General features: G+C 37.3%; 23 protein-coding genes and 1 tRNA gene. 11 read left to right on the top strand and 13 right to left on the bottom strand.

What is annotated here, in order from left to right; translation table 11 throughout:
• Nucleotides 1-29 precede the first annotated feature (29 nt).
• From RMO03_RS01220 to RMO03_RS01175, 10 genes are all read right to left on the bottom strand, one after another.
• Complete coding sequence (locus RMO03_RS01220; RefSeq protein ID WP_309640252.1) at nt 30-2411, bottom strand: TonB-dependent receptor; 2382 nt, start codon at nt 2409-2411, stop codon at nt 30-32.
• A 106-nt stretch (nt 2412-2517) separates the two neighbouring features.
• Nucleotides 2518-3285 carry a hypothetical protein gene (locus RMO03_RS01215; RefSeq protein WP_309640251.1) on the bottom strand — a complete coding sequence of 256 codons (768 nt, stop codon included), beginning with the start codon at nt 3283-3285 and terminating at the stop codon, nt 2518-2520.
• Nucleotides 3286-3334: 49 nt separating this feature from the next.
• Entirely contained in the window at nt 3335-3952 is a 618-nt protein-coding gene (locus RMO03_RS01210) for a TetR/AcrR family transcriptional regulator (RefSeq protein WP_309640250.1), read from the bottom strand.
• A 102-nt stretch (nt 3953-4054) separates the two neighbouring features.
• Nucleotides 4055-5392, bottom strand: coding sequence for a YCF48-related protein (locus RMO03_RS01205; RefSeq protein WP_309640249.1), 1338 nt, complete (start codon nt 5390-5392; stop codon nt 4055-4057).
• A gap of 34 nt (nt 5393-5426) precedes the next feature.
• Nucleotides 5427-5684: a hypothetical protein gene (locus RMO03_RS01200; protein ID WP_309640248.1), complete on the bottom strand. Its 258-nt coding sequence runs from the start codon at nt 5682-5684 to the stop codon at nt 5427-5429.
• A gap of 12 nt (nt 5685-5696) precedes the next feature.
• Nucleotides 5697-7076 carry an alpha/beta fold hydrolase gene (locus RMO03_RS01195; protein ID WP_309640247.1) on the bottom strand — a complete coding sequence of 460 codons (1380 nt, stop codon included), beginning with the start codon at nt 7074-7076 and terminating at the stop codon, nt 5697-5699.
• Nucleotides 7077-7129: 53 nt separating this feature from the next.
• The gene (locus RMO03_RS01190) at nt 7130-7990 is read right to left on the bottom strand and encodes an AraC family transcriptional regulator (protein WP_309640246.1); all 861 of its coding nucleotides are present in this window, start codon (nt 7988-7990) and stop codon (nt 7130-7132) included.
• 117 nt (nt 7991-8107) lie between these two features.
• A complete protein-coding gene (locus RMO03_RS01185; protein WP_309640245.1) occupies nt 8108-8689 on the bottom strand; it encodes a Crp/Fnr family transcriptional regulator in 582 nt (193 codons plus the stop codon).
• A 263-nt stretch (nt 8690-8952) separates the two neighbouring features.
• Nucleotides 8953-9027 (bottom strand) — tRNA-Val (locus RMO03_RS01180).
• A gap of 58 nt (nt 9028-9085) precedes the next feature.
• The gene (locus RMO03_RS01175) at nt 9086-10306 is read right to left on the bottom strand and encodes a folylpolyglutamate synthase/dihydrofolate synthase family protein (protein WP_309640244.1); all 1221 of its coding nucleotides are present in this window, start codon (nt 10304-10306) and stop codon (nt 9086-9088) included.
• Between the two features lie 130 nt (nt 10307-10436).
• On the opposite strand from RMO03_RS01175, the gene RMO03_RS01170 reads away from it, so the two are divergent.
• Both RMO03_RS01170 and RMO03_RS01165 read left to right on the top strand, forming a co-directional pair.
• Entirely contained in the window at nt 10437-11150 is a 714-nt protein-coding gene (locus RMO03_RS01170) for a MotA/TolQ/ExbB proton channel family protein (RefSeq protein WP_309640282.1), read from the top strand.
• Entirely contained in the window at nt 11131-11526 is a 396-nt protein-coding gene (locus tag RMO03_RS01165) for a biopolymer transporter ExbD (RefSeq protein WP_309640243.1), read from the top strand. The genes RMO03_RS01170 and RMO03_RS01165 overlap by 20 nt, the downstream gene beginning before the upstream one ends.
• A 104-nt stretch (nt 11527-11630) precedes the next feature.
• Here the strand turns inward: RMO03_RS01165 and RMO03_RS01160 are convergent, their stop codons facing one another.
• The 3 genes from RMO03_RS01160 to RMO03_RS01150 all read right to left on the bottom strand — a co-directional run bounded on the left by RMO03_RS01160 (nt 11631) and on the right by RMO03_RS01150 (nt 14959).
• The gene (locus RMO03_RS01160) at nt 11631-12521 is read right to left on the bottom strand and encodes an energy transducer TonB (RefSeq protein WP_309640242.1); all 891 of its coding nucleotides are present in this window, start codon (nt 12519-12521) and stop codon (nt 11631-11633) included.
• Between the two features lie 84 nt (nt 12522-12605).
• A complete protein-coding gene (locus tag RMO03_RS01155) occupies nt 12606-13832 on the bottom strand; it encodes a Glu/Leu/Phe/Val dehydrogenase dimerization domain-containing protein (protein WP_309640241.1) in 1227 nt (408 codons plus the stop codon).
• A gap of 62 nt (nt 13833-13894) precedes the next feature.
• The gene (locus RMO03_RS01150; protein ID WP_309640240.1) at nt 13895-14959 is read right to left on the bottom strand and encodes an anhydro-N-acetylmuramic acid kinase; all 1065 of its coding nucleotides are present in this window, start codon (nt 14957-14959) and stop codon (nt 13895-13897) included.
• A 181-nt stretch (nt 14960-15140) separates the two neighbouring features.
• Here RMO03_RS01150 and RMO03_RS01145 point away from each other — a divergent pair, with 181 nt between their 5' ends.
• The 9 genes from RMO03_RS01145 to RMO03_RS01105 all read left to right on the top strand — a co-directional run bounded on the left by RMO03_RS01145 (nt 15141) and on the right by RMO03_RS01105 (nt 22673).
• Nucleotides 15141-16064: a T9SS type A sorting domain-containing protein gene (locus RMO03_RS01145; RefSeq protein WP_309640239.1), complete on the top strand. Its 924-nt coding sequence runs from the start codon at nt 15141-15143 to the stop codon at nt 16062-16064.
• A gap of 179 nt (nt 16065-16243) precedes the next feature.
• On the top strand, nt 16244-17380 hold the full coding sequence (locus RMO03_RS01140) for an acyl-CoA dehydrogenase family protein (protein WP_309640238.1): 1137 nt from the start codon (nt 16244-16246) through the stop codon (nt 17378-17380).
• A gap of 120 nt (nt 17381-17500) precedes the next feature.
• Nucleotides 17501-18193 carry a Crp/Fnr family transcriptional regulator gene (locus RMO03_RS01135; RefSeq protein WP_309640237.1) on the top strand — a complete coding sequence of 231 codons (693 nt, stop codon included), beginning with the start codon at nt 17501-17503 and terminating at the stop codon, nt 18191-18193.
• Nucleotides 18194-18373: 180 nt separating this feature from the next.
• Nucleotides 18374-18835, top strand: coding sequence for a YHS domain-containing (seleno)protein (locus RMO03_RS01130; protein WP_309640236.1), 462 nt, complete (start codon nt 18374-18376; stop codon nt 18833-18835).
• 246 nt (nt 18836-19081) lie between these two features.
• Nucleotides 19082-19471, top strand: coding sequence for a DoxX family protein (locus tag RMO03_RS01125; protein ID WP_309640235.1), 390 nt, complete (start codon nt 19082-19084; stop codon nt 19469-19471).
• 67 nt (nt 19472-19538) lie between these two features.
• Nucleotides 19539-20027 carry a DinB family protein gene (locus tag RMO03_RS01120; RefSeq protein ID WP_309640234.1) on the top strand — a complete coding sequence of 163 codons (489 nt, stop codon included), beginning with the start codon at nt 19539-19541 and terminating at the stop codon, nt 20025-20027.
• Nucleotides 20015-20722 (top strand): NRDE family protein, encoded by a 708-nt coding sequence (locus tag RMO03_RS01115; RefSeq protein WP_309640233.1) that lies wholly within the window; start codon nt 20015-20017, stop codon nt 20720-20722. Before RMO03_RS01120 ends, RMO03_RS01115 begins: the two co-directional genes overlap by 13 nt.
• A 269-nt stretch (nt 20723-20991) precedes the next feature.
• On the top strand, nt 20992-22026 hold the full coding sequence (locus tag RMO03_RS01110) for a D-alanine--D-alanine ligase (RefSeq protein ID WP_309640232.1): 1035 nt from the start codon (nt 20992-20994) through the stop codon (nt 22024-22026).
• Nucleotides 22026-22673, top strand: a complete 648-nt coding sequence (locus RMO03_RS01105; protein WP_309640231.1) for a hypothetical protein — start codon at nt 22026-22028, stop codon at nt 22671-22673. Before RMO03_RS01110 ends, RMO03_RS01105 begins: the two co-directional genes overlap by 1 nt.
• Nucleotides 22674-22835: the final 162 nt, after the last annotated feature.

Below are 22835 nucleotides of genomic sequence, written 5' to 3'. Positions count from 1 at the left end.
ACTTCAAACAAAACATGCAACTAACGTATCTAAAATTGAAATCTGTATCCGAAATCTGGCTGAAACCCTAGTTGGTCAACTTGATTCACTTGCTGGGTCAATCGGTTGTAATCTTTAGAGAAAACATTACTGTTGTCGGTTACATTCTGAAAATCAACATAAAACTGATGCGAACGTTTCTTTTTACTGCTATTGATTTTAATAGCAAATTTCAAGTCAAGTCTTAAATATGCATCATATTGCTCGCTGTACGCTTTGGTATCATCTCTAATTTCAAATCCTTGTGCTATCGAAGCGTTTAAATCGACTGGAGTATAATAGCGACCACCGGCGGTTGTAAATTTGGTATTGATCGAAAAAACATTCTTTTTGGCCTTTCCGATTTTGAATTCTTTCCCTGCTAAAGCATTGATTACATAACCGTTATTGAATGGAGAATTTCGTTCAATGTTATCACTTCCTTTGTATTTGCTTTCAAAAATAGAAGTGGTAAACAAAACATTGTATCCTTTGCTAAAGAATTTTTCTAGGGTAAATTCAATTCCTTGGTTTGACCCTTTACCTTCACTAACCAATGAGTTTTTGTCTATTGAAAACCCAAAATCAGCACCTTCTGTTAACGAAGAATAGCTTGATGGTGTGCGTTCAACTGCTGCTTTGTCGATAGACTGATAATAGAGTTCAAGTTTTGCTCTCCATTTATCCGCAAAACGCAAATCATAACCTACAACATAATGTTGACTTCTAACTAAATCTAAATCTTTATTGGTTTGTATCAAATTCCCGCCAATGTTTTCATTGAGGAATAACAATGGAGCAGCAACATTCTGATGGTGCAAACCATAGCCAATATTAATGGAGCTTCTATTATTTATGGCATAGGTCAAAGCAGTTCTGGGTTCTAAAACAAATTGTTCGTTTAGTGAAAAGTATTGTCCGTGAATACCCGCATTAAAAGTTAATTTTTCAGTAAGCCTAAATTGCCCCATGGCATAAGGTTGTATTATTGAATAAGATCCGTCATTATCAATCAAATTGACGAAATCAGGTTGCCCATCGCCATTGGTGTCTTGCTGTCGGTCTCTATCGGAAAGTTTAGATTCTAAGGAAAAGTTTTCTAAAAGCAATCCTGTTCTGAAAGTGAATTTTTTAGAAATTTTCGAATTGAACAGCGTTGAAAAGGTTACTCTACTTTCAGTATTATCCGCTTCTGTCCATCTAACTTTATATTCTGTAGGCGTTTCTAAATTGAAATACCGGTCTTGATCAAAATTATTGCCTGAAGTTGAAGCACTCAAAATTGTTTTCAAAAATGATTGTGAACTTAAGTCGATAGTATGTTTTACGCCAATGACACCAAATCCGGAAGTTACAAAACTATCTTCATCTCGTGTTGCAAAAAGGTCATCATCACTCAACTCTACATCTTTTCCTATCAAATCAATATTAGAATTGCCTAGAATCCCGAACACCGAAAGGTTGCCCAATTTTCTTTTTCCAAAATCGATATTAAATGAAATATCATTATAATTGGGTTGTGCAGCAGTTCCGGCAAGTCCCAAAGACCCTACAATTCCGTATCGAGCCGCGACTAGAAATGAGCCTCCTTTTTTTCCAAGTGGACCTTCAGCCATGGCTTCTGCGCCAGGAAATGCAGCAACACCTAAAGTATATTCATATTCTTTGTTATTTCCTTTTCGAAAGCCCAAATCAAATACGCCCCCAATGGCGTTACCGTATTCGGCAGGAAAAGCAGAGGTGATGAAGTCAGAATTCGCCAATAAATTTGGATTTAAAGCAGAAACCGGACTTCCCGTAGTTCCCAATGTCGAGAAGTGATTGGGGCTTGGAATGGGAATGCCTTCTAATCGCCACAATAATCCCGTAGGCGAGTTTCCTCTAACAACAATATCATTCCGACTATCATCGGCCGTTGAAACGCCTGCAAAGTTCGATGCTAATCGCGCCACATCACTTCTGCCTCCTGCATAACGATTGACTTCTTCGGTCGAAAACTGTCTTACCGAAACGGCTGCCATTTTATTGATTGCTTTGGCTTTGTTATTTCCAGCACTCACATTGACGGTTTCAAGCGTATTGAAATTTTCTATCAAGGAAACTGCAATGACAATCTCCTTTCCTGATGTAACATCAATATCGGGCACTGTCGTGTTTTCGTATCCTAAAAAACTAATTCGAATGGTCTGTCTACCTAAAGGAACATTCGACAATTTAAAATTACCATTTTCATCTGTAACCGTTCCCAAATTGGAATCACTAACCAATTCAATGTATACACCGGCAATGATTTTCTCAGATTGCTTATCTGTAATTGTTCCTCGAATAATGCCTGTTTGGGCAAAAGAAATCATACTGAAGAGGAATGGGAATAAAATAAATAGCTTTTTCATTTTTTTTTATTTATAATTTTTAGCAAAACTATTTCAACTGTTTTGAATCAAAATTGACTAAAGTCAATAAATGTTAAAAGTTGATTTAATGTTTTAAAATTTGATTTTAAAGTTTAATGAATGGTTTTCCTTGTAAAGCATTGACGAGTGTGTAGGAAACGAAGACAAAATAAATAAAGGCTATAATTAAAACATCCCGCTTGGTTTTGGCCAACAAATAGGTGAGTAATGGAATCATTTGCAATGCGTGTATACCGAAGAAATGCGCTACCCTTAAATCGCCATAATTCTTACTCCAATTGATTATGGGTAAACCTGCCGAACCATCTTCGCTCCCGACAGTATGCTTTAAAATGGCGCCCATAGCAAAGCCTTCAAAAGCAAATAATACAGTGACCACAATACTCAGTTTGACAGCGAGAATTATGGTTTCCGGCGCACTAAATTGGTTTTGGTTGAAAAACAGCAGTGCAATGTAGAGCGTATGCAACATCAAAAGGGTGATGATAACGGCCATCATGTTGAAAATGAATTTGTCTAAAGGCGTTTCGACATTGAAGTGTGACATTTTGCTTTGGGCTGTTTGATAAATAATCAGGATTAATTCTATGGAAAACAAAGTAATTGCCGACCAACTATAGAAAATAACCTGCTTTTGATTTTCAAGGTATTGCAAATAAAATCCCATAGTCCAAACGAAAAGGGTTACCGATAGTAAAAACTTTAGCGGCTTAATCCAGGCACTTATTCCCATGACTTGCGTTGTACTATACTTGCTTAAGACCATGCAAACCATAGCGCCTAACAAGCAAACTATACCATAAATAAATAATGCTTCATTTTTATGTTTGATAATTTCTAATAGTTGTTTCATAACGATGTTTTTTAATTGAACGACGTTCAAATTATTAATCAAAAAAATATTATAGTTTCTCTATAATTTTCAAAAACTCTTGGTAGCCATCTGTGAGAATGGTTTCAGGTTTTGAGAATTTCACGCCTTTGGTTCGGTTTCTAATTTCGAGGCAACACATACCATGAACCAAGCTCCAGATCATGAAAGACAAAGGCTCGAGCTCGTGGCCCAAAAAATGACCTTTTTCCATGCATTGAGCTACAGTATTTTTAAGTGCATCGAAAGTCCCAACACCTTCGTTCCAATCTTCTTTATCTGAGTTTTCGATGTACTCCATCGGTGCCTTGACATTGAACATCAAATCATACATCTCTGAATTTTCTATAGCAAATTTCATGTAAATAATGCCCATTTTTCGCAATCGTTCCATGGGGTTTTCTATAGTATACAGCTCTACAAAATTACCGCCCAACTCTTGAAAACCGATGGTGTGTAAATCATGCAGTATGGCGTTTTTATCTTTAAAATAGACGTAAACTGTACCCACACTATAATCAATTTCGTCTGCAATATTTCTAATCGTTGTTTGCTCGATACCTTTTTCTAAAAAAAGCTTTTTAGCACCCTGAAGAATCAATGCTTTTAGGTTTTCTTTATCTCTTGCTTTACGATCGGCTATAGTCATATGCAAATGTATAATTATTTTTTGAACAACGTTCAATCTCAAAATCAATTTATACAATTTATGTTTTTATGCTACGATTAGCAAGATTCGGTTGGCTTACATTTAATTAATGATTGCTATTTTTTGTTTGAATATTTTTCCGTTTTCATCGGTAAATTTTAAGATGTAATTTCCCGAAGCTACATTGGGCAGTTTGAACATAAATGGCGCTTCTTGTGTTCCTGTATAGAAAGCATCAAATAAAATAGTTGTTGCTTTTCCCTCGATGCTAATCAATTCAGATTTGACAATTTTGGTTTTGATTTTATCCAAACTAATCGCAATGTATTGCCCGGCAACAGCTGGATTAGGTGATACCAATAAATCATTTTTTAAGTGTATTGAAGTTGTTGTAGTTCCCAATGTGCCGTTATCGGTCATTTTAAATACATTCAAACCAATCGCATAGACCGTTTTACTACCGTTAGGATTGGCGGTAACGCTGAATTTATTAGCGTATTGACCAATATTTTTTTCAGTCCATGTTAAGCCACCATCCACCGTTTCGTAACCCGTGGTTTCACCACCAACCCAGCCTACATTGTCGCTTATAAATCCGATACCAAATTCTCTTGCACCTGAATTGGTCAATGACAATTCAGACCATGTTAATCCACCATCAATGGTTTTAATAATGTAACGTTGTGTTGTTGCGGAATTATAACTTTGGATACTAGCATAGCCCACGTTTGCAGTCGGAAAAGAGGCTTTCCACATAATCTCGTAGTTTCTGGTTGAGGTGTAAACAATCGACCAAGTTGTCCCGCCATCGGTTGTTCTTAAAACGCGTGCCTTAGATGAAGCAATGCTTGCACTTGTACCTGTAAAAGCATACCCAATTTCTGGTGTTTGAAAATGTAAATCTAAAATCATTTTACATTGACTAGAAATATCGGTACCCGTCCATGTATTTCCGCCATCGGTACTTTTTAGAATTACTTGTGGTGTTCCCACTCTTCCTGCTGCGTAGATTACGTTTTCATTTACGGCTTCGATTGCGCAAATTCCTGCCGGAACAACGCCTGTAATCGACGCTGTAACTGGAGCCCAACTGTTGCCGCCATCAATGGTTTTATATAGCGGATTGGTATCGGTTACTCCAGGAAAATAATTAATTCCAATATTTCCTGCAAAGCCGACCTGATCGTTTACAAATGCAACACTTCGAAAATAAGTTCCCGGGGCATTTTTTTGTTGTAACCAAGTTACTCCTCCATCTTGGGTTTTAAAAATTCTACCGGAGCCATTTACAGACCAACCTAGATTTTGGTTTAAAAAAAATATACCGTCTTGTTTGCTTCCGTTGTAAGGAGCGTTCGGCAGATTTGACCAATTGTAGGGTTGTGCTTCTATTTTTAGAAAACCAATTACTAGAACTATAGTAAGTAATGCTTTTTTCATTTTTAATTTATTTAGATTTTACTTTTGAGCTGAATTAATTTTTGTCGTTTACACCTACAGCGTATCCATAGAGCAAGGCTACGATTGCCAAATGGACAATTAGCCAAATTTTTTGCCACCGCGGTCTTTCTTTCCAAGGCTGAAGATGATTAAAGGGGTCGAATGCTAACGCAATTCCAAAACTGGCAGAAGCATTTACATAAGATTGCAGTACGAAAATTTGATAGCATCCGAACAATACAAATGCTACATAGAGAAATCTTGTAACTTGAGTGGTTGCTTTAGTTTCCATGTTAATTATATTTTAATGATTGATTAGAAGCTGATTGTTGGCCCATTCGACACTCTTTTGGGTAACTTTAAAATCGAATGCATTGAAAAGTTCTTGAATTTTTCCAGCATTAAACAGATTAAAAGCATTTTCGCGGGTATTTGTTTTCGCTAAATAATGATCTGTTTCAGGAAAAATAAGTAACTCTGCATGCTTCGGATGATAATGATTTACCGTGTAGACAATTTGTTCGTGATCGGGTTTTGAAAAGGCCTGATAATCGGCACCGCCATAAAGAACTAATACTTTCGCAGTGGTATCTCTCCAATATTCAAGCAAAGGATGGTCTATTATTTGTCGCCAATATTCTTGATTGCGGTCAAAAATTTTATTTTGTCCGTCGTACTGCCAGTCTTTTTTTAGCGCATCCATTCGTTCAGGCGTTGAAGCGATTGTCTTTAAATCCTTTTTTTCAATATAATATTCGTAAGCAATTTGAGTTTGCAATCGACAAGTTTTTTCAAATTCCATCGGATCTGGTTTTGCCAACATAAGTTGAAGTCGATTCATTTCGAGCTGGTATTCAAAAAAACTTTTGGCGGTTGTTCCGTAGACCATGACTCCTTTTACAGCATTTTTTGCACTGAGTGCTGGTGCTATGATGCCACCCATAGAATGTCCGAAGAGGAATATATTTTCATCATCTACGTAAGGCAAAGACTTCAATTTATTTAACCCTGCTGTAAAGCTTTCTATTTCATCGTTGAGATTTGTTGATGTGCATTCAGGGGTATTTTGACTATCACCCAAGCCGCTTTTTTCAACCCTAAGCACTACATATCCGGCATCGCTGAAGGCTCTAATAATTCTTCCATAAGGATGATTTTCGGATAAATTATCAACAGAAGAACAAGTGTAACCGGGAATAAAAAGTACCGCTGGGAGTTTGCCTTCTTTTTTAGGTTTGTTAATGATTACACTTAATAAGCCTTCTTTATAAGGCACACTTTCATAAACAATAGTTGCGTTTTTGTCAGTTTCTCGATCGCGTCCGACAATTTTGCCCTCAATTTTAATTTCCTTTCCTTTTCTTGAAATTAGTAAGGTTATTGAATTTCCTTCTACTTTAGAATTGATGTATTTTCCCAAATCAGCCGTTTCTTTATAATAGTTTTTATCTACTGAAATAAGAACATCATCTGGAAGTAATTTTAATGCTTTTGAAGTACCGCCGACTACTTGAACGATTTTAATTCCTTTTGGTTCTTTTAAGGATAGTGTTTTATAGTTTTCAGCATTGACGGTTTCTAGTCTCGCTCCAAACCAACCTTTTCGAGGCAATTGTTGGGCGAAAACTGTTTGTAAAACACTTATTAACAATACATTAAATAGCACAATGATGAAGTTTCTCATTATTTTTTGTTTGATTTTAAACAAAAATAATTAGACCAATATTAATTGTATTGTCAAAAATTGCTAAAGTGTTTTTTGAAGCCATTCGGAGTTATGGCATATTTTTTCTTGAAAGATTTTGCAAAAGAAGGTTGGTCTGCAAAGCCACTTAAAAATGCCACGTCGTTTAAAGTATAATTTTCTAAAAGTAGATTTTTTGAAAACTCTAACCTTTTTTGAATAATATATTGATGTGGTGTGACAGAAAAAGCCTTTTTAAATAATCTCAGAAAATGATATTCCGACAGCGTATTGGTGTTGGCGATGTTTTGAATATCTATTTTTTCGAGATAATTCTTATCGATATATTCTCTGGAATCCAACAATAAGTTGAAGATTTTTTTGTTGGTAATTGCTTTTAATGCATCTAAATTCTTATACTGATTAAATAATTGGTGTTGGTCTGCTACTAAGCATTCAGACAATAGATAAAAGATTTCATTATTCAGAACATCAGTATTGTACATGATGGATTCAAATTCTAATCCTAAATTTTTTAAAGCTTTACCGAGTAAACTACTATCTGACTTATATCTGGTTTTAATGGCATCATTATCAAATATGTAATTTTTAAAAATAGAGAAGTTGCCATAGTTATAGGTAATAACCTCTTGAATGATTTCTTCTGAAAGATCAATGCAAATACCATAAACCGGAGTTTCATTATCGATTTTAACATTTGAAAAGGTTTTTGAACCTATAAGATAATCATTTTGCTTGAGAGCATATTCTTTTTTATCAATTTTGTATGCTTCAGAACCTGTAACAACATGCTTGATTGAAAAATCTTTGAAACAGACTTCGCCATCAAAGTTTTGCACTTTAGAAAATCGAATTTCACTTCCTTTAGAATCAGTTAAAATCGTTTTGTTCATTTTACAAATAGATATCAAGATTGTTAATCTTTATTTTATTCAAAAATTTTATTCGTGTATTGAGTATTAAAAATCTGATGTTGTTACAGAAAAGACATCTTCCTAAAATAAATCAACTTATTTTTTCTGATTGAATATCCGCTTTCTAATTCTGCTTAAGCTTTCAGGTTGAATACCCAAATACGAAGCAATATAAATCTGTGGAATGCGTTCGATAACCTTAGGACGGTTTTTTAGTAAATCTAAATACCGTTCTTCAGGGCTCATGTTTGTGAGTAATTTATTTTTTTTTCTTAATCCAAGAAAACCATACTCGACCAATAATCTGCCAAATTTTTCGAAAGTGTGACTGCTTTCATATAGTTCGTGTAAATCTTTTTTACTGATAATTAAACATTCTGAATTTTCCAGTGCTTGGATATTTTGCTCGGATGGTTCGCCGAAAACAAAGCTTTCCAGATCAGTATACCAAGAACTTTCAAAAAAAAATTGCCCTGTTTTTTCTTCCCCATCAATATTAAAATAATAACGAACGCAACCCTTGATGAGGAAAACCGCATTGTGACAGACTTCACCCTGTCTCAAAAAATATTCATTTTTTTTGAGTGTTTTTGGTTTCATTCTGGCTAAAAAGAGATTAAACTCATCATCAGTAATAGCAACAAAATGGTTGAGGCTTTTTCTTAATTCGTCATGCATTTTTTAAGGCTTATTAACAAAAATACTAAAGCAAGCTATAGTTACATGTGAAACAGTTGTTAATTCTTCCTCTAATTTGCAGATTTGACTCAAAGAAGGCAAATTATTGGTTCGATATTTCCTAAAAAGTTTCAATTTGAAAATAATAAAGTTCGAACTGCAGATTTGAATCCTATACTTTTAAAAATTACCAGTATTAATAGGGGTTTAGCGCCTAAAAACAAAAAGGACAAATCAAAAATGATTTGTCCTTTAATAAGTTGTGGGCGATGAGGGATTCGAACCCCCGACCCTCTGGGTGTAAACCAGATGCTCTGAACCAACTGAGCTAATCGCCCTGATTGCGTGTGCAAATATAAGGTAGTTTTTCATATTTGCAAACAAATTTCAATTTTATTACAAAATTTCTGCAACAACAAAAGTGCTGCCGCCAATATATATAAAATCAGAAGTACCGGCATTATTTAAAGCTACTTGGTAAGCTTCTGAAACTGAGCTGTAAATCTCCCCCATCAAATCATTTTCTGAGGCTTTTTCTTTTAAAATGATTGCATCTAGTCCGCGAGGAATATTGGGTTTGCAAAAATAATAAGTAGCTTTTTTGGGAAATAATGGCAAAATTTCATTCAAATCCTTATCATTCACAACACCAAGAACAATATGCAAATGCGCATACTGCTCTTGAAGTATTTGATTGATAACCGAAGTTAATCCCGCCGCATTATGTGCCGTATCGCAAATGACTTTAGGATGCTCTTGCAGTTGTTGCCATCGTCCATGCAAACCGGTATTTTCTATTACCGCTAAAAAACCTTTCTTGATATGATTTTCGGTAATAACAAGTTGATTTTGAGATTGTAAAACTCTAATGGTTTGCAAAACTGTTTTTTTATTATGCAGTTGATAATTTCCAAGCAATGCCGACGGATAGTCTTCTGAAATTAAATCGGAAGCGAAATAAATTTCTGATTGGGTTTCAGTTGCTTTGGCATCAAACACGGATTTGGTTTCATGGGTATATTCACCAATAACCACGGGAATATTTTCTTTGATAATACCCGCTTTTTCTGCAGCTATCAATGGTAAAGTATTGCCTAAAAATACTGTATGATCCAATCCAATATTGGTAATTACCGAAATCAATGGGCGAATGATGTTCGTTGAATCTAATCTACCGCCCATACCGGTTTCAATAATGGCAATATCAACCTGCATTTTATTAAAATAATCAAACGTCAAACCGACGCTCATTTCAAAGAAACTAAGTTCATGGTTTTCAAAAAAGCTGCGATGTTGATTGATAAAATCCACTACAAAATCCTCAGAAATCATGTCTCCATTAATCTTAATACGTTCCCTGAAATCTTTCAAATGCGGTGAAGTATACAATCCAACTTTATAACCGGCTTCTTGAAGAATCGACGCCAGCATATGCGAAGTAGATCCTTTGCCATTGGTGCCTGCAACATGAATGCAACGCAAGTTTCTTTCCGGATTGCCGAGATAATCAACCAGCAAAATCGTATTGGTCAAATCCTTTTTATACGCAATCGCGCCTTGCATTTGATACATCGGTAATTGCTTAAACATCCAGTTGACAGTGTCGTTATAGTTCATTACTTTTTAATAAATAAATTTTGATGTAAAATATTTTCTACTTTTTTTAGTTTAATATTGTGAAGTCGGTGTTGCCGATACAAATTTGAAATTATTTTATCATAAAAGTCAAAAAAAACAAACAAATATGATTACGACGTTTTTGCAAATACAAGCCGATACTTTAGCACAGGCTACAGCCGAAGTGGCTAAAAATACACCGCTTACTAATGAAGTTTCCGTTTTGGAATTTATTTTCAAAGGAGGATTTTTCTTGATTCCAATCGTAATTCTATTCATCTATACGATTTATCTCATTTTCGAAAGACTTTTATTCATCAACAAAGTGGCAAAAATCGACCAACATTTAATCAAAGACATCCGAAACAATCTCAATGCTGGGAACTTAGACATGGCTCATGCCGCAGCAGATCGAAGCGGAAACGCTCAAGGCAATGTTTTAAAAGAAGGGATCTTAACTATTGGAAGACCTATCACCGAAATCGAATCGAACATGGAACGCGCCGCGAACATCGAAATCGGCGAGATGGAAAAGAAGTTAGGTCAATTAGGATTAATTGCTGGTATTGCGCCAACATTAGGATTCGTAGGGACAATTTCGGGAGTAATCAAAATATTTTACAGCATTTCGGTAACCGAAGATATCAGTATCGGGAATATTTCCGGAGGATTATATGAGAAAATGATCAGTAGTGGTGCGGGTTTGGTTGTTGGAATTATAGCCTATGCTGCTTATCATTTGTTCAACGGTCGTATCGATAGTTTTTCACTCGCCATCCAAAAACAAGTATTAGAATTTGTAAATATCATTCAAAGACCAAATCATGGCGATAAGACGAAATAAAAGATTCCATGCAGAAGTAGCAACTTCATCATTGAGCGACATCATGTTTTTCCTGCTGTTGTTTTTCTTGATTATCTCGACGTTGGCCAACCCGAATGTCATTCGAATGACTTTACCAAAATCGAAAACCAACGAGAAGACCAACAAGCAATTGATTACATTGTCAGTTACGGAAGACAAACAATTTTTTGTTGACAAGGAACAAGTGGATTTTGATAAACTCGAAGCTTTGTTGCTTTCCAAAATGGATCCGGCGAAAGATCAAACTGTTGTAGTCAGAATACCATTCAATCTGCAAGTGCAGGATTTGGTGGATGTACTTCAAATCGGTGTTAGGAATAAATTGAAATTCGTGATTGCTACAAGTCCGAAGTAATCATTTCTTAAAAACATTTTAGCCACGAATTCACTAATTAATAATTGTGAATTCGTGGCTAACTTTTTTTATTTTGACTTTCAATTATGAAAATCTGTGTGTAGTTAATTCAAATTGAAATTATAAATAATCTTCCCGACTTGTTTGTCCGGAGCATTACTATCGGCTTGCCATTTGGTTCTTAATGCAGCACTTTTGGCTTCATCTAAAAGACATTTCGCAGCGTTTGTAGTTCCTCTTGCGCCAGGGTTGGCATTGATGACATTTCCGGATTGGTCTACTGTAATCTGAACCACAACTGTACCCTGTTCATCACAATTATAATTTGGTTTTGGTTTGTTTAAAGGTTTTCTGTTTCCTAAATCATATCCCGAACCATTGCCGCTTCCTGTTCCGCTACCATTTCCTGAGCCATTTCCGCTGCCAGAGCCACTTCCGTTTCCTGAGCCAGAACCTGTTCCGCTTCCAGTACCTGAGCCGCTTCCACTATAACCACTTGAAGATAAACTGCCGTCTGGTCTTCCTTTGTTACCGCCGGTTTTGTCATTGCCATCACCACCTTTGTTCGAGTTCAATAAATTAGCAAGTGCATCATTGGTGTTTTTAGAAACTTTGGGTTTTTCAATAACCGGTTTTGCAACCACTTTTTCTACAACAGGAGTTGGTTTTTTTGCTTTATCATTCTTAGGCATCGCAATCACATCATCGGTCGCATCATCTTCGGTAATGATGTTATCATCTTTTGAAGTTGCTGCAGTTGGTGCTTGTTTGGCCTCATCTTTTACGTTCAATACTTCACTTTTGAAGTTATCGCCCATGCCATAATCGCTGTCGCCGAAATTCATTTCAATACCGCCACCGCCACCGCCGCCCATTAACTTGAGATTCGCTGGTGGCCAAAATCGAACAAAGAATAAGATGAGAAGCAGTAAAGTCATGACTAGAATAGTCAGTCCGACTGATTTCTGTTGGTCTTTATTGAGTGATATGTCCATGATAATATTGTATTTAATGAACCGAATTCCTTTTAAAAACGAATAAATATACTAAAAATTGTTTTTTAATAACTACTTCAAAGTTTATACTAATTGTTTTAATGCAATTTCAAAAGCGGTTGCACTGATATTGGTTTTCGATGCATTCAATTCATATGCTTTTTGAATAGCGTTTTTAATGATATTTGATGTGTCGGCAAAAATCGCTTCATCAGTCATTTGCACTTTCTTCTCCATAAAATAAGCGAAGACACGCGCCATACCGCAATTTGAAATAAAATCCGGAATCAAACTGATTTTCTGATCCACTTGCTCCATAATCGAACCGAAGAAAATTTCTTTATCGGCAAACGGAACATTCGCACCGCAAGAAATCACTTCTAAACCGGAGTCAATCATACTGTCAATTTGATTTTGGGTCACCAATCTTGAAGCAGCACACGGTGTGAAAATGTCAGCACCCAATGACCAAATTGTACTATTGATTTCTTCAAACGGAATCATGTTGAAAGCCACCAATTGATTACCATCTTTATTCAAAAATAACGTTCTGATTTGTTCGAAAGTGAATCCATTTTCATTGATGACACCGCCCTCACGATCGATGATTCCAATCACTTTTACACCCATTTCCGCTAAATAGAAAGCCGCAGCTGAACCAACATTTCCAAATCCTTGAACAATCGCTTTTTTACCTTTAGCGCTGCCACCATAAATATCATAATAATGACGCACCGCTTCCGCAACACCATAACCTGTAATCATATCTGCGATGGTATATTTTCTCGACACATCTGGCGAGAATTTAGGGTTTTCAATGACTTTCACCACACCTTGACGCAATTGTCCGATGCGGTTGATTTTATCGGCTTCCGTTGGTTTGAAATGTCCGTTGAAAACACCTTCTTGCGGATGCCAAACGCCACACTCTTCGGTCATTGGAATCACTTCATGAATTTCATCCACATTCAAATCGCCACCGGTGCCGTAATAGCTTTTGAGCAAAGGAGAAACCGCTTTATACCAACGTTGTAAAACGCCTTTTTTGCGCGGATCATTAGGATCGAAGTTGATGCCTGATTTCGCACCGCCAATCGCAGGACCGGAAACCGAGAATTTAACTTCCATGGTTTTGGCAAGCGATAGAACTTCATTCATATCCAATCCTTTTCGCATACGGGTTCCGCCACCGGCAGCGCCACCGCGAAGGGAATTGATGACTGTCCAACCTTCGGCTTCGGTTTCGGAATCTTTCCAGTTAAAAATAATTTCGGGTGTTTTATCTTCGAATTTCTTGAGTAAATCTTTCATTAAAATTTTGCTTTTTTTGATGGTGCAAATGTAATTTTTTAAAGTAGATAATAAAGGAAAGTTTACTGATAAATTTCACCTGAACTATGATCGGTTTTCGCTCCGGTCACGCTACTCAAAACATTGATTTCACCGCGCAATTTTAAAACGCCGAGCAAACCAAAAATTAAGGCTTCTTTGAATTCTAACACTTCAGAATCCGGAATTATAATGTCCGTTTCGGGTAAATGATATTGCATTCTTTCAATTAAAAAATCATTGTAAGCACCGCCACCGGTCACTAAAAGTTGTCCTTTTTTTACGGGTAAAGCCAACGCAATTTGATACGCAACATGTTCGGTAAACGTGTGCATTTTGTCTTCAATAGTAATGGAATAGGATTCGATTAATGGCAAAACGATTTCTTTGACATATTCAAAACCCAAAGATTTTGGAAATGGTTTTTGGTAGAAATCGAGTTGATTCAACGCATTGAATAATGCTAAATGCATTGTTCCAGATTGCGCTTTTTGGCCTTTGTCATCATAATCGAAACCGAGTTGATTCGCATAAAAATTCAAAACAGTATTCACGGGTGAAATATCAAAAGCGATCCTTGTTCCATCGGTTTCAAAAGACACATTCGAGAAACCACCCAAGTTCAAACAATAGTCATACTCAGCAAACAAAATTCTATCGCCAATCGGAACTAGCGGTGCGCCTTGGCCGCCTAGTTTTACATCTTGTACTCTAAAATCACAAACCACTTTTTGCTCGCAATAAGATGCAATTTCGGGAAGATTTCCAATTTGTAAAGTCAATCCGTTTTGTGGTTGGTGTAAGATTGTATGGCCGTGTGAGCAAACCGCATCAATATTTTTGAGTTGGTGTTTTTCAATAAAATCACGAATGATGTTTCCTAAAAGTTTTGTGTAGTTCTGGTTGAGTTCGTCTAGTTGATTTTGATTGTAATTCACAGCCGATTTCAATTGTTTCACCCAACTTTCATCATAAGCAATGGTTTCACATTCTAAGATTTGAAACTGCCATTGGTTGTTGAGAATCGTAAATTGAATATGCGCCAAATCGACACCATCGAGCGAAGTGCCGCTCATCACACCCATGATATTGTAGTGTTCTTTTATCATGGCTTAAAAATACAAAAACCATCGAATGCTTGATTTTTTATTTTGCTTTTACACTATAGTGCATTCATGACATGCTTCAAATTCTAACTCAAACCTACCGAATTCTAAATTCTACTTAACCATTCTCTGCATTTTTTAGTATGTTTGTGTGTTAATATTCAATGAATTAAAGATGATTGATATGAAAAACAATACTACTTCAACTCCAAAAAAAATAATGCTTTTCTGTTTGTTGGCACTTTCTTCAATAGGATTCGCACAACACTTCACCGTTACTTTAGCCAATATGATGGAGACAAGCAATACTTTTGAAGTAGATGTCATGCTGATTATTGACGGAACTACTACAGGAGTAAGATTGGCAAGTTGTTCGACAGGAATCAATTTCACCCCTGCGATTTTAAACGGCGGCACACCTTGTTCGACTTCTGGTTGCGGTTCTTGGGTTTTAATACCTGGAACGATAGCTCCTGAAATTACCGCGAATGGAGGTTTAAGTCCAATAGTGACTTATTACAGAGGGCCAGGAACGCCACATTTAAGAATTGCGCAAGCTACAACTGCTAGTTCCCAAGTAAATATTCTTCCGGGAACCTACCGAATAGGCAGGTTTAGATTTACCAACACGGTGCCTTGGGCAGTCGATAGCGATCCGGAATTGTGGTTGTCACCAACTTCGACTATTCCTGCTGCTGGTTCAACGAATACGCAGGTGGGTTGGGCTCCTTATGGTTCATCGAATGCGCCAAGGACGATGACTACATATTCAACTCCAGCTTTAATTTTAGGCTACACACAAGCAACACCGCTTCATCGCGTAATGAATAGTTCATTAGCCACAATCTCTAATGAATCTGTTTCTGACATTGTAACCGCTTACCCAAACCCGTTTCAAGATGTTTTTAAATTGAGCATGAATGCTATTTCAAGTGAAGCCATTCAAGTTGAAGTTTATGATATGTTAGGAAAAGAAATTGAGGATTTGAATGTAGAAGCCACTCGAATGAATGACTTTACAATAGGTCAAAATTACCCATCCGGTTTTTATAATTTGAAAGTGTCGCAAGGCGATAAAACACAAACGATTCGAATGATTAAGCAATAATTTATTTTTGATATTCATGAAAAGCATCTGCGATTGTAGGTGCTTTTTGTTTTGAATAAAATTCAAATGGTTGAAGCCACTTTAGACAAAATCTAAAATCACGAAAACGTTTGAAATTTTAACTTTTATATTATACATTTGAAAACCAATAAAAATATACCCACTTTATTACACTACACATGGATTTCAACCTTACCGAAGAACACTTGATGATTCAACAAGCCGCTAGAGATTTTGCTCAAACCGAATTGTTACCCGGCGTTATTGAAAGAGACGAACACGCTAAATTCCCAACCGAGCAAGTCAAGATGATGGCTGATTTAGGTTTTATGGGCATGATGGTCGATCCTAAATATGGAGGTTCAGGTTTAGATAGTGTATCGTATGTTTTAGCCATGACCGAAATTGCCAAAGTCGATGCTTCGGCAGCCGTAATCATGTCGGTGAATAATTCGTTGGTTTGTGCCGGTTTAGAAAAATACTGCAACGAAGAACAAAAAATGAAATACCTCGTGCCTTTAGCCAAAGGTGAAGTCATTGGTGCTTTTTGTTTGTCAGAACCAGAAGCGGGATCAGATGCCACTTCACAAAAAACAACAGCTATCGATAAAGGAGATCACTACGTTTTAAACGGCACCAAAAACTGGATTACCAATGGCGCCACAGCTTCTACCTATTTAGTGATTGCACAAACCGATGTAGAGAAAAAACACAAAGGCATCAACGCATTCATCGTAGAAAAAGGCTGGCCTGGTTTTGAAATTGGTCTCAAAGAAAAGAAAATGGGCATTCGTGGTTCTGATACACATTCACTAATGTTTACCGATGTCAAAGTGCCCAAAGAAAACAGAATTGGCGCTGACGGATTCGGATTTAATTTCGCCATGAATGTATTAAATGGCGGTCGAATCGGAATAGCATCACAAGCACTAGGCATTGCAACAGGCGCCTACGAATTGGCATTGAAATATTCGCACGAACGCAAAGCCTTTGGTAAAGAAATATTCAACCATCAAGTGATTGCTTTTAAGTTGGCTGATATGTACGTAAAAATCACAGCCGCTAAATTGTTAATCATGAAAGCCGCTTGCGAAAAAGACGAAGGTAAAGACATCTCACATTCGGGAGCCATGGCGAAATTGTATGCTTCTGAAATTGCTTTAGAAGTAGCGAATGAAGCAGTTCAAATTCATGGCGGAAACGGTTATGTAGCCGAATACCACGTTGAGCGTATGATGCGCGATTCGAAAATCACACAGATTTATGAAGGTACTTCTGAGATTCAAAGAATTGTAATTTCGAGAGGTTTGGTTTAGTAGAACATTTAAAAAATAGTTGTAAAACCATTAAGAGATTAAGAAAATTGGGTTGTATTCGACTTAATGAAACTTAATTCCTTAATGGTTTTTTATTGAATATTTGGTTACTTTTACACTATGAGCGCAACATCAACTTATGAAGAATTAAAATACTGGTACCTTCGAGACCATAAACTATTCCGTGTACTGAGTTTTTCGCAAATCAAACAATTGTGCATCATCGTTGGATTTAAAAAAGCCAAAAAAGGCGATGTGATTTATTTTTCTTCTTCCGATGTGCCGCGTATTTTTCTATTAAAAAAAGGCAATATCAAAATTGTCGCTATCGATGAAGACGGCAACGAAACCATCAAAGACATCATTCAAAAAGGCGATTTGTTTGGCGAATTGACACTAGAGAACGATCGCAATTCTAACGAATATGCCAAAGCCTTGACCGATGAAGTCGCCATCTGCAGTTTTCTGATGTCAGACTTTGAGGATTTATTGTTGCGCAATCCAAGTTTGGCGTTATCCTATACTAAGTTCGTTGGACTCAAAATGAAGCGCATCAAAAACAACTATTCGAATTTGGTTTCTAAAGATGCCAAAACCAGACTGTATCAATTTCTAAAAGATTGGTCTGAGAATGAAGGAAAAAGAGTGGGCAACCAAGTCACCATTGAAAATTATCTAACCCAAAACGATATTGCTCAAATCATTTGCACGTCAAGACAAACGGCAACGCAACTGCTCAATGAACTCGAAACTTCGGGTTTGCTACATTACAACAGAAAAGAAATTTTGATACCGGATATTACCAAATTATAATTTTTGATAATCGCTCGCAAAGGCGCAGAGGCGCAAAGCTCGGGATGATAAGTTTTTTATTTTTTTGCGTCTTTGCGTCTTTGCGAGAAATAATTTTTTTATCGGTTTTGTAAACCAGCCGACATTTGTGCTTTTTGTTCCACTTTACTTTTGTCCTATCAAAGTTTAATAAAAGTAAAAATGAAAAAACAAATTCTAATCTTATTCGCAGCATTTCTATCTGTTGCAACATTAGCTCAAACGGCTTCCAAAAGAGCCGAGCAATTCAACCTTGATAAAAAAGTAGCCATTCAAGGTTACGATCCCGTATCGTATTTCAAGCAATCCAAAGCCATCAAAGGCAAAAAAGAAATCGCGGCTTCGTACGAAGGTGTTGTATACCAATTTTCAACCACGACCAACAAAGATGCTTTTTTGAAAAACCCGACTGCTTTCGAGCCACAATACGGTGGCTGGTGCGCTTATGCCATGGGAAGCAACGGCGATAAAGTCGAAATCGATCCCGAAACTTTCAAAATTGTTGACGGAAAATTGTATTTGTTTTACAACGCTTATTTCAACAATACTTTAAAAAGCTGGAATAAAGATGAAGTTAATTTAAAGAAAAAGGCCGACATCAACTGGAAGAGGGTCAGTAATTAGATACTTGTCTTATTGTTTCCGTGAAGCCGCGTTTGCTTCGCCAGTTCGCTTCGCTCGGGTGTGATGGAAGCGGGCATCCTTTTTATCCTGAACTCGTTTCAGGATCTCGACCAATACGCTTTAACTATTTAAAGATCCTGAAACGAGTTCAGGATAAAAAGATAAAGTGCACAGCCCGACCGAAGGGAACGCCCAAAATCCTAAAATCTTACAGTCTAAAAATCCAATAATCTAAAAATCTAAAAAATGAAACATCCAATAATCACCACAATCATCAAACTCATCGCAGTCATCATTCTGCTACAAACGCTTTATTTCAAATTCACTGGCGCCGAAGAAAGCGTCTACATCTTCACCACTTTGGGCGCTGAACCTTACGGCAGAATTGGCTCGGGCGTTGTTGAACTCATCGCATCCATTTTAATTCTAATCCCAAGAACGACCTTATTAGGCGCGCTGCTCGGATTGGGAACCATGTTTGGTGCTATCGTATCTCATCTTTTTATTTTGGGAATTGAAGTCAAAGGCGACGGCGGTGAACTATTCATACTCGCCCTTATCACATTCTTATGCTGCGCGATTCTCGTGTATCAAAACAAAAATAAAATCCCTGATTTACTGCGTTTTCAATTTTAATTCTTAATTTCATACCTGAAAAACTAATCCAATCCCAGATTCGTATATCAGGTCAAACAACAACATCATGCTAATTCCTTCCATACAAAAAGCGCTTCACGAATTGTCCGATTTATTGGCAAAGCTTTCCCACGACGATTACACTAGCCCATGCTACGGATTGAGCGGCTCCACGATTGGAGAACACACCCGACACATCATCGAAATGTTTCAATGTCTCGACAGCCAATACGATTCGGAAACCATCAATTACGATTTAAGAAAACGCGATTACGCCATTCAAACCGACACCCTTTGTGCTCAAAAAGCAATAGCAACGATTCTTAATCAACTCGATAAATCCAATAAAAATCTCGAATTGCAACAAACTATCGAAGGTGAAGCGATCAGCATCAATACGAATTATTACCGCGAGTTGGTGTATAATTTAGAGCATTGCATTCACCACCAAGCCTTAATCAAAGTAGCCTTACTGCAATTAGAACACATCAACATCGATGACAATTTTGGCGTGGCACGTTCTACCATCGAATACAGAAAGCAATGTGCACAGTAAGTTTCGTTTGTTCCAACGATAAAATCATCATTACTTCGAACCGCGACGAACAACTTGTTAGGCCGGCGAAAGCACCACAAAATTATTTAGTCAATAATAAAAACATCTGTTTCCCAAAAGATCCCAAAGCGGGTGGCACTTGGTATGCCGTCGATGAAAATGCCAATGTACTCGTACTCCTAAATGGCGCTGCAGAAAAACACCAATGGAATCCGCCATACCGCAGAAGTCGCGGCTTGATTGTATTGGATTTAATGGGTTCGGATTCCGCAATCCAAACATGGAAAGACATCGATTTAGATAATGTAGAACCCTTCACACTCGTGTTATACCAAGACCAAAAACTGTATCAACTGCGCTGGAATGGCACCGAAAAAGAAACCCTAAATCTCGACGCGACACAAAATTACATCTGGTCGTCATCGACCTTATACGCCAAACCGATTCGAGAGCAGCGCGCCCAATGGTTTGCCACTTTTCTCGATACCAAGCCCGAAGTCACCGAGGCCGAAATGTTCCAATTTCACCGCTACACCGAAACCGATAATCCGGAGCATGGGCTCGTCATCAACAGAAATAATAAACTCAAAACATTGAGTATAACGCAATCCGTCATCGAAAAAAATAAAATCACGCTATTGCACCACGATCTCATCGAACAAAAAGATTTTTATAATACCTTTATCCATGTATGATTTTTTGGCGTGCCGGCGCAACAACATTTTTTGTTCCGAAGAATATTCTCGGGCGCCGTCGGGCTATCCGCTAAATCTTTTGCGCCAAACAATGGCACAAAAGGATACCGCTGCTATCCCTCACGCAAATCTAAAATACCTGACAGCCACTGGCTGTCCTCCTCTTAATATCAAATCTCACGCATACTCGCATAATTGTCATCCCGAGTGCAGTCGAGTGACCTCCAATAATCTAACAGTCCAATAATCCAAAAATCTAACAATCCAATTTGAAGCTTCTCCTCCATAAACTACTCCACTGGGAATACTGGCCGATGCACATCGTCTACATTCCCATCTATTTTTTATGGGCGTATTATGCCTTAAAAGCCAAAACGATTTTCTTCTTCAACGCGTCGAACCCCACAATCAAAAACGGCGGCTTCATCATGGAATCGAAAAAGCAAATCTACAATCTGATTCCACAGCAGTATTACCCAAAAACCGATTTGATTATTGAAGGCACGCCATTCACAGAAGTGTTAGAAAAAGTAAAAACATTAGGATTGCAATTTCCATTAATCGCCAAGCCCGACATTGGTTTGCGCGGTTCTGCAGTCAAGAAAATCGACAACGAAAACGAGCTCAAAACCTACAGTGAAAAAGCCAATTTCGATTATCTCGTTCAGGATTTAATTCCGTTTTCTAACGAAATAGGCGTGTTCTATGTGCGTTATCCACACGAAAAAGAAGGTAGGATTACGGGCATTGTAGCGAAAGAATTCCTAATTGTCACCGGCGACGGAAATGCCACCATAGAAACTTTAATCAAAAAAGATCCGCGTCATGAAATGCAACTGCAGGCGCTTCAAAAAGAATATGGAACGGAACTGCAAATCGTTTTACAAAAAGACGAACAACGCAATCTCGTGCCTTATGGCAACCACATTCGCGGCGCCAAATTCCTAGACAACAGCCATTGGATTTCACCAAAACTTACCGAAGTTATGAATGCAATGTGTTTGCAAATTCCTGGTTTTTATTTCGGACGACTCGACTTAATGTACAACACCATCGAAGAACTCGAACAAGGAAAAAACTTCGCCATAGTAGAACTCAACGGCGCTGCGAGTGAACCGACACATATCTACGACCCAAAACATTCCTTATTTTTCGGTTGGAAAGAACTCATTCGCCACATCCGATACATGTTCGAAATTAGTGTTGCGAATCACAAGAACGGTACACCTTATTTATCGCATCAAGACGGCATGAAAGAATACCGAATGCACTTGGAGCAAAGCAAAAAAATCCTCAACTTCTAATGAAAACCATCAAAAACATAGCCGTCGGATTTTTAGTGAGTTTTCTCGGTTCGATTCCGTTAGGTTATCTGAACGTGATTGGATTTCATTTGTATCAGTATTCCGGAATCGGAAGCGTTATTCCGTTTTTACTGGGTGTGATTACGATTGAAGCGGTTGTGATTTTCGGCACTTTGGTTTTTGCTGACAAATTAATGCGCAACAAAAAACTCCTCAAATACATCGAAGCGTTTTCGGTAATCTTCATGTTTGTTTTGGCGTTTACATTTTATAGTGGTGCGCAACATCCGAAATTACAACAGGATATTTTTGAAAAATATTTGAAATATTCGCCTTATGTTATGGGTATTTTACTGAGTTGTTTCAACTTCATCCAGTTGCCATTTTGGACCGGTTGGAATTTGTATGTGCTCAACGGTCGCTATATAGAAATCAAAAACGGAAATAAATTCACGTATATCGCAGGAACGCTTTTAGGCACTTTCGCCGGCATGATGGTTTTGATTTTATCGTTGGCGCGACTGACTTCCCAAACCGAATTCCTCACGAAATATCTGATGCTGTATATGATTCCCTCAGTTTTTATTACACTTGGCGTTTATCAAGGCGTTCAGTTTTGGAGGAAATATTACAGAAAAATTAAGTGATTATTGGGAACTTTACACCGAAGTCTAAGTCTACTTGCTAATAAGTCTTTTGCGTCTTAGCGACTTTGCGAGATATAAAATTGGCTCGAAAAGTCGCTAAGACGCAGAGTTTTTAAAAATATCAGTCATGCAAAATAATATAATAATCTAATCTTTTGTTTG

The sequence above is a fragment of the Flavobacterium sp. genome, assembly GCF_031411595.1.
Lineage (GTDB): Bacteria > Bacteroidota > Bacteroidia > Flavobacteriales > Flavobacteriaceae > Flavobacterium.
The sequence above is the reverse complement of the archived record's forward strand: the minus strand, read 5'-3'. Positions and strand labels throughout refer to the sequence as shown.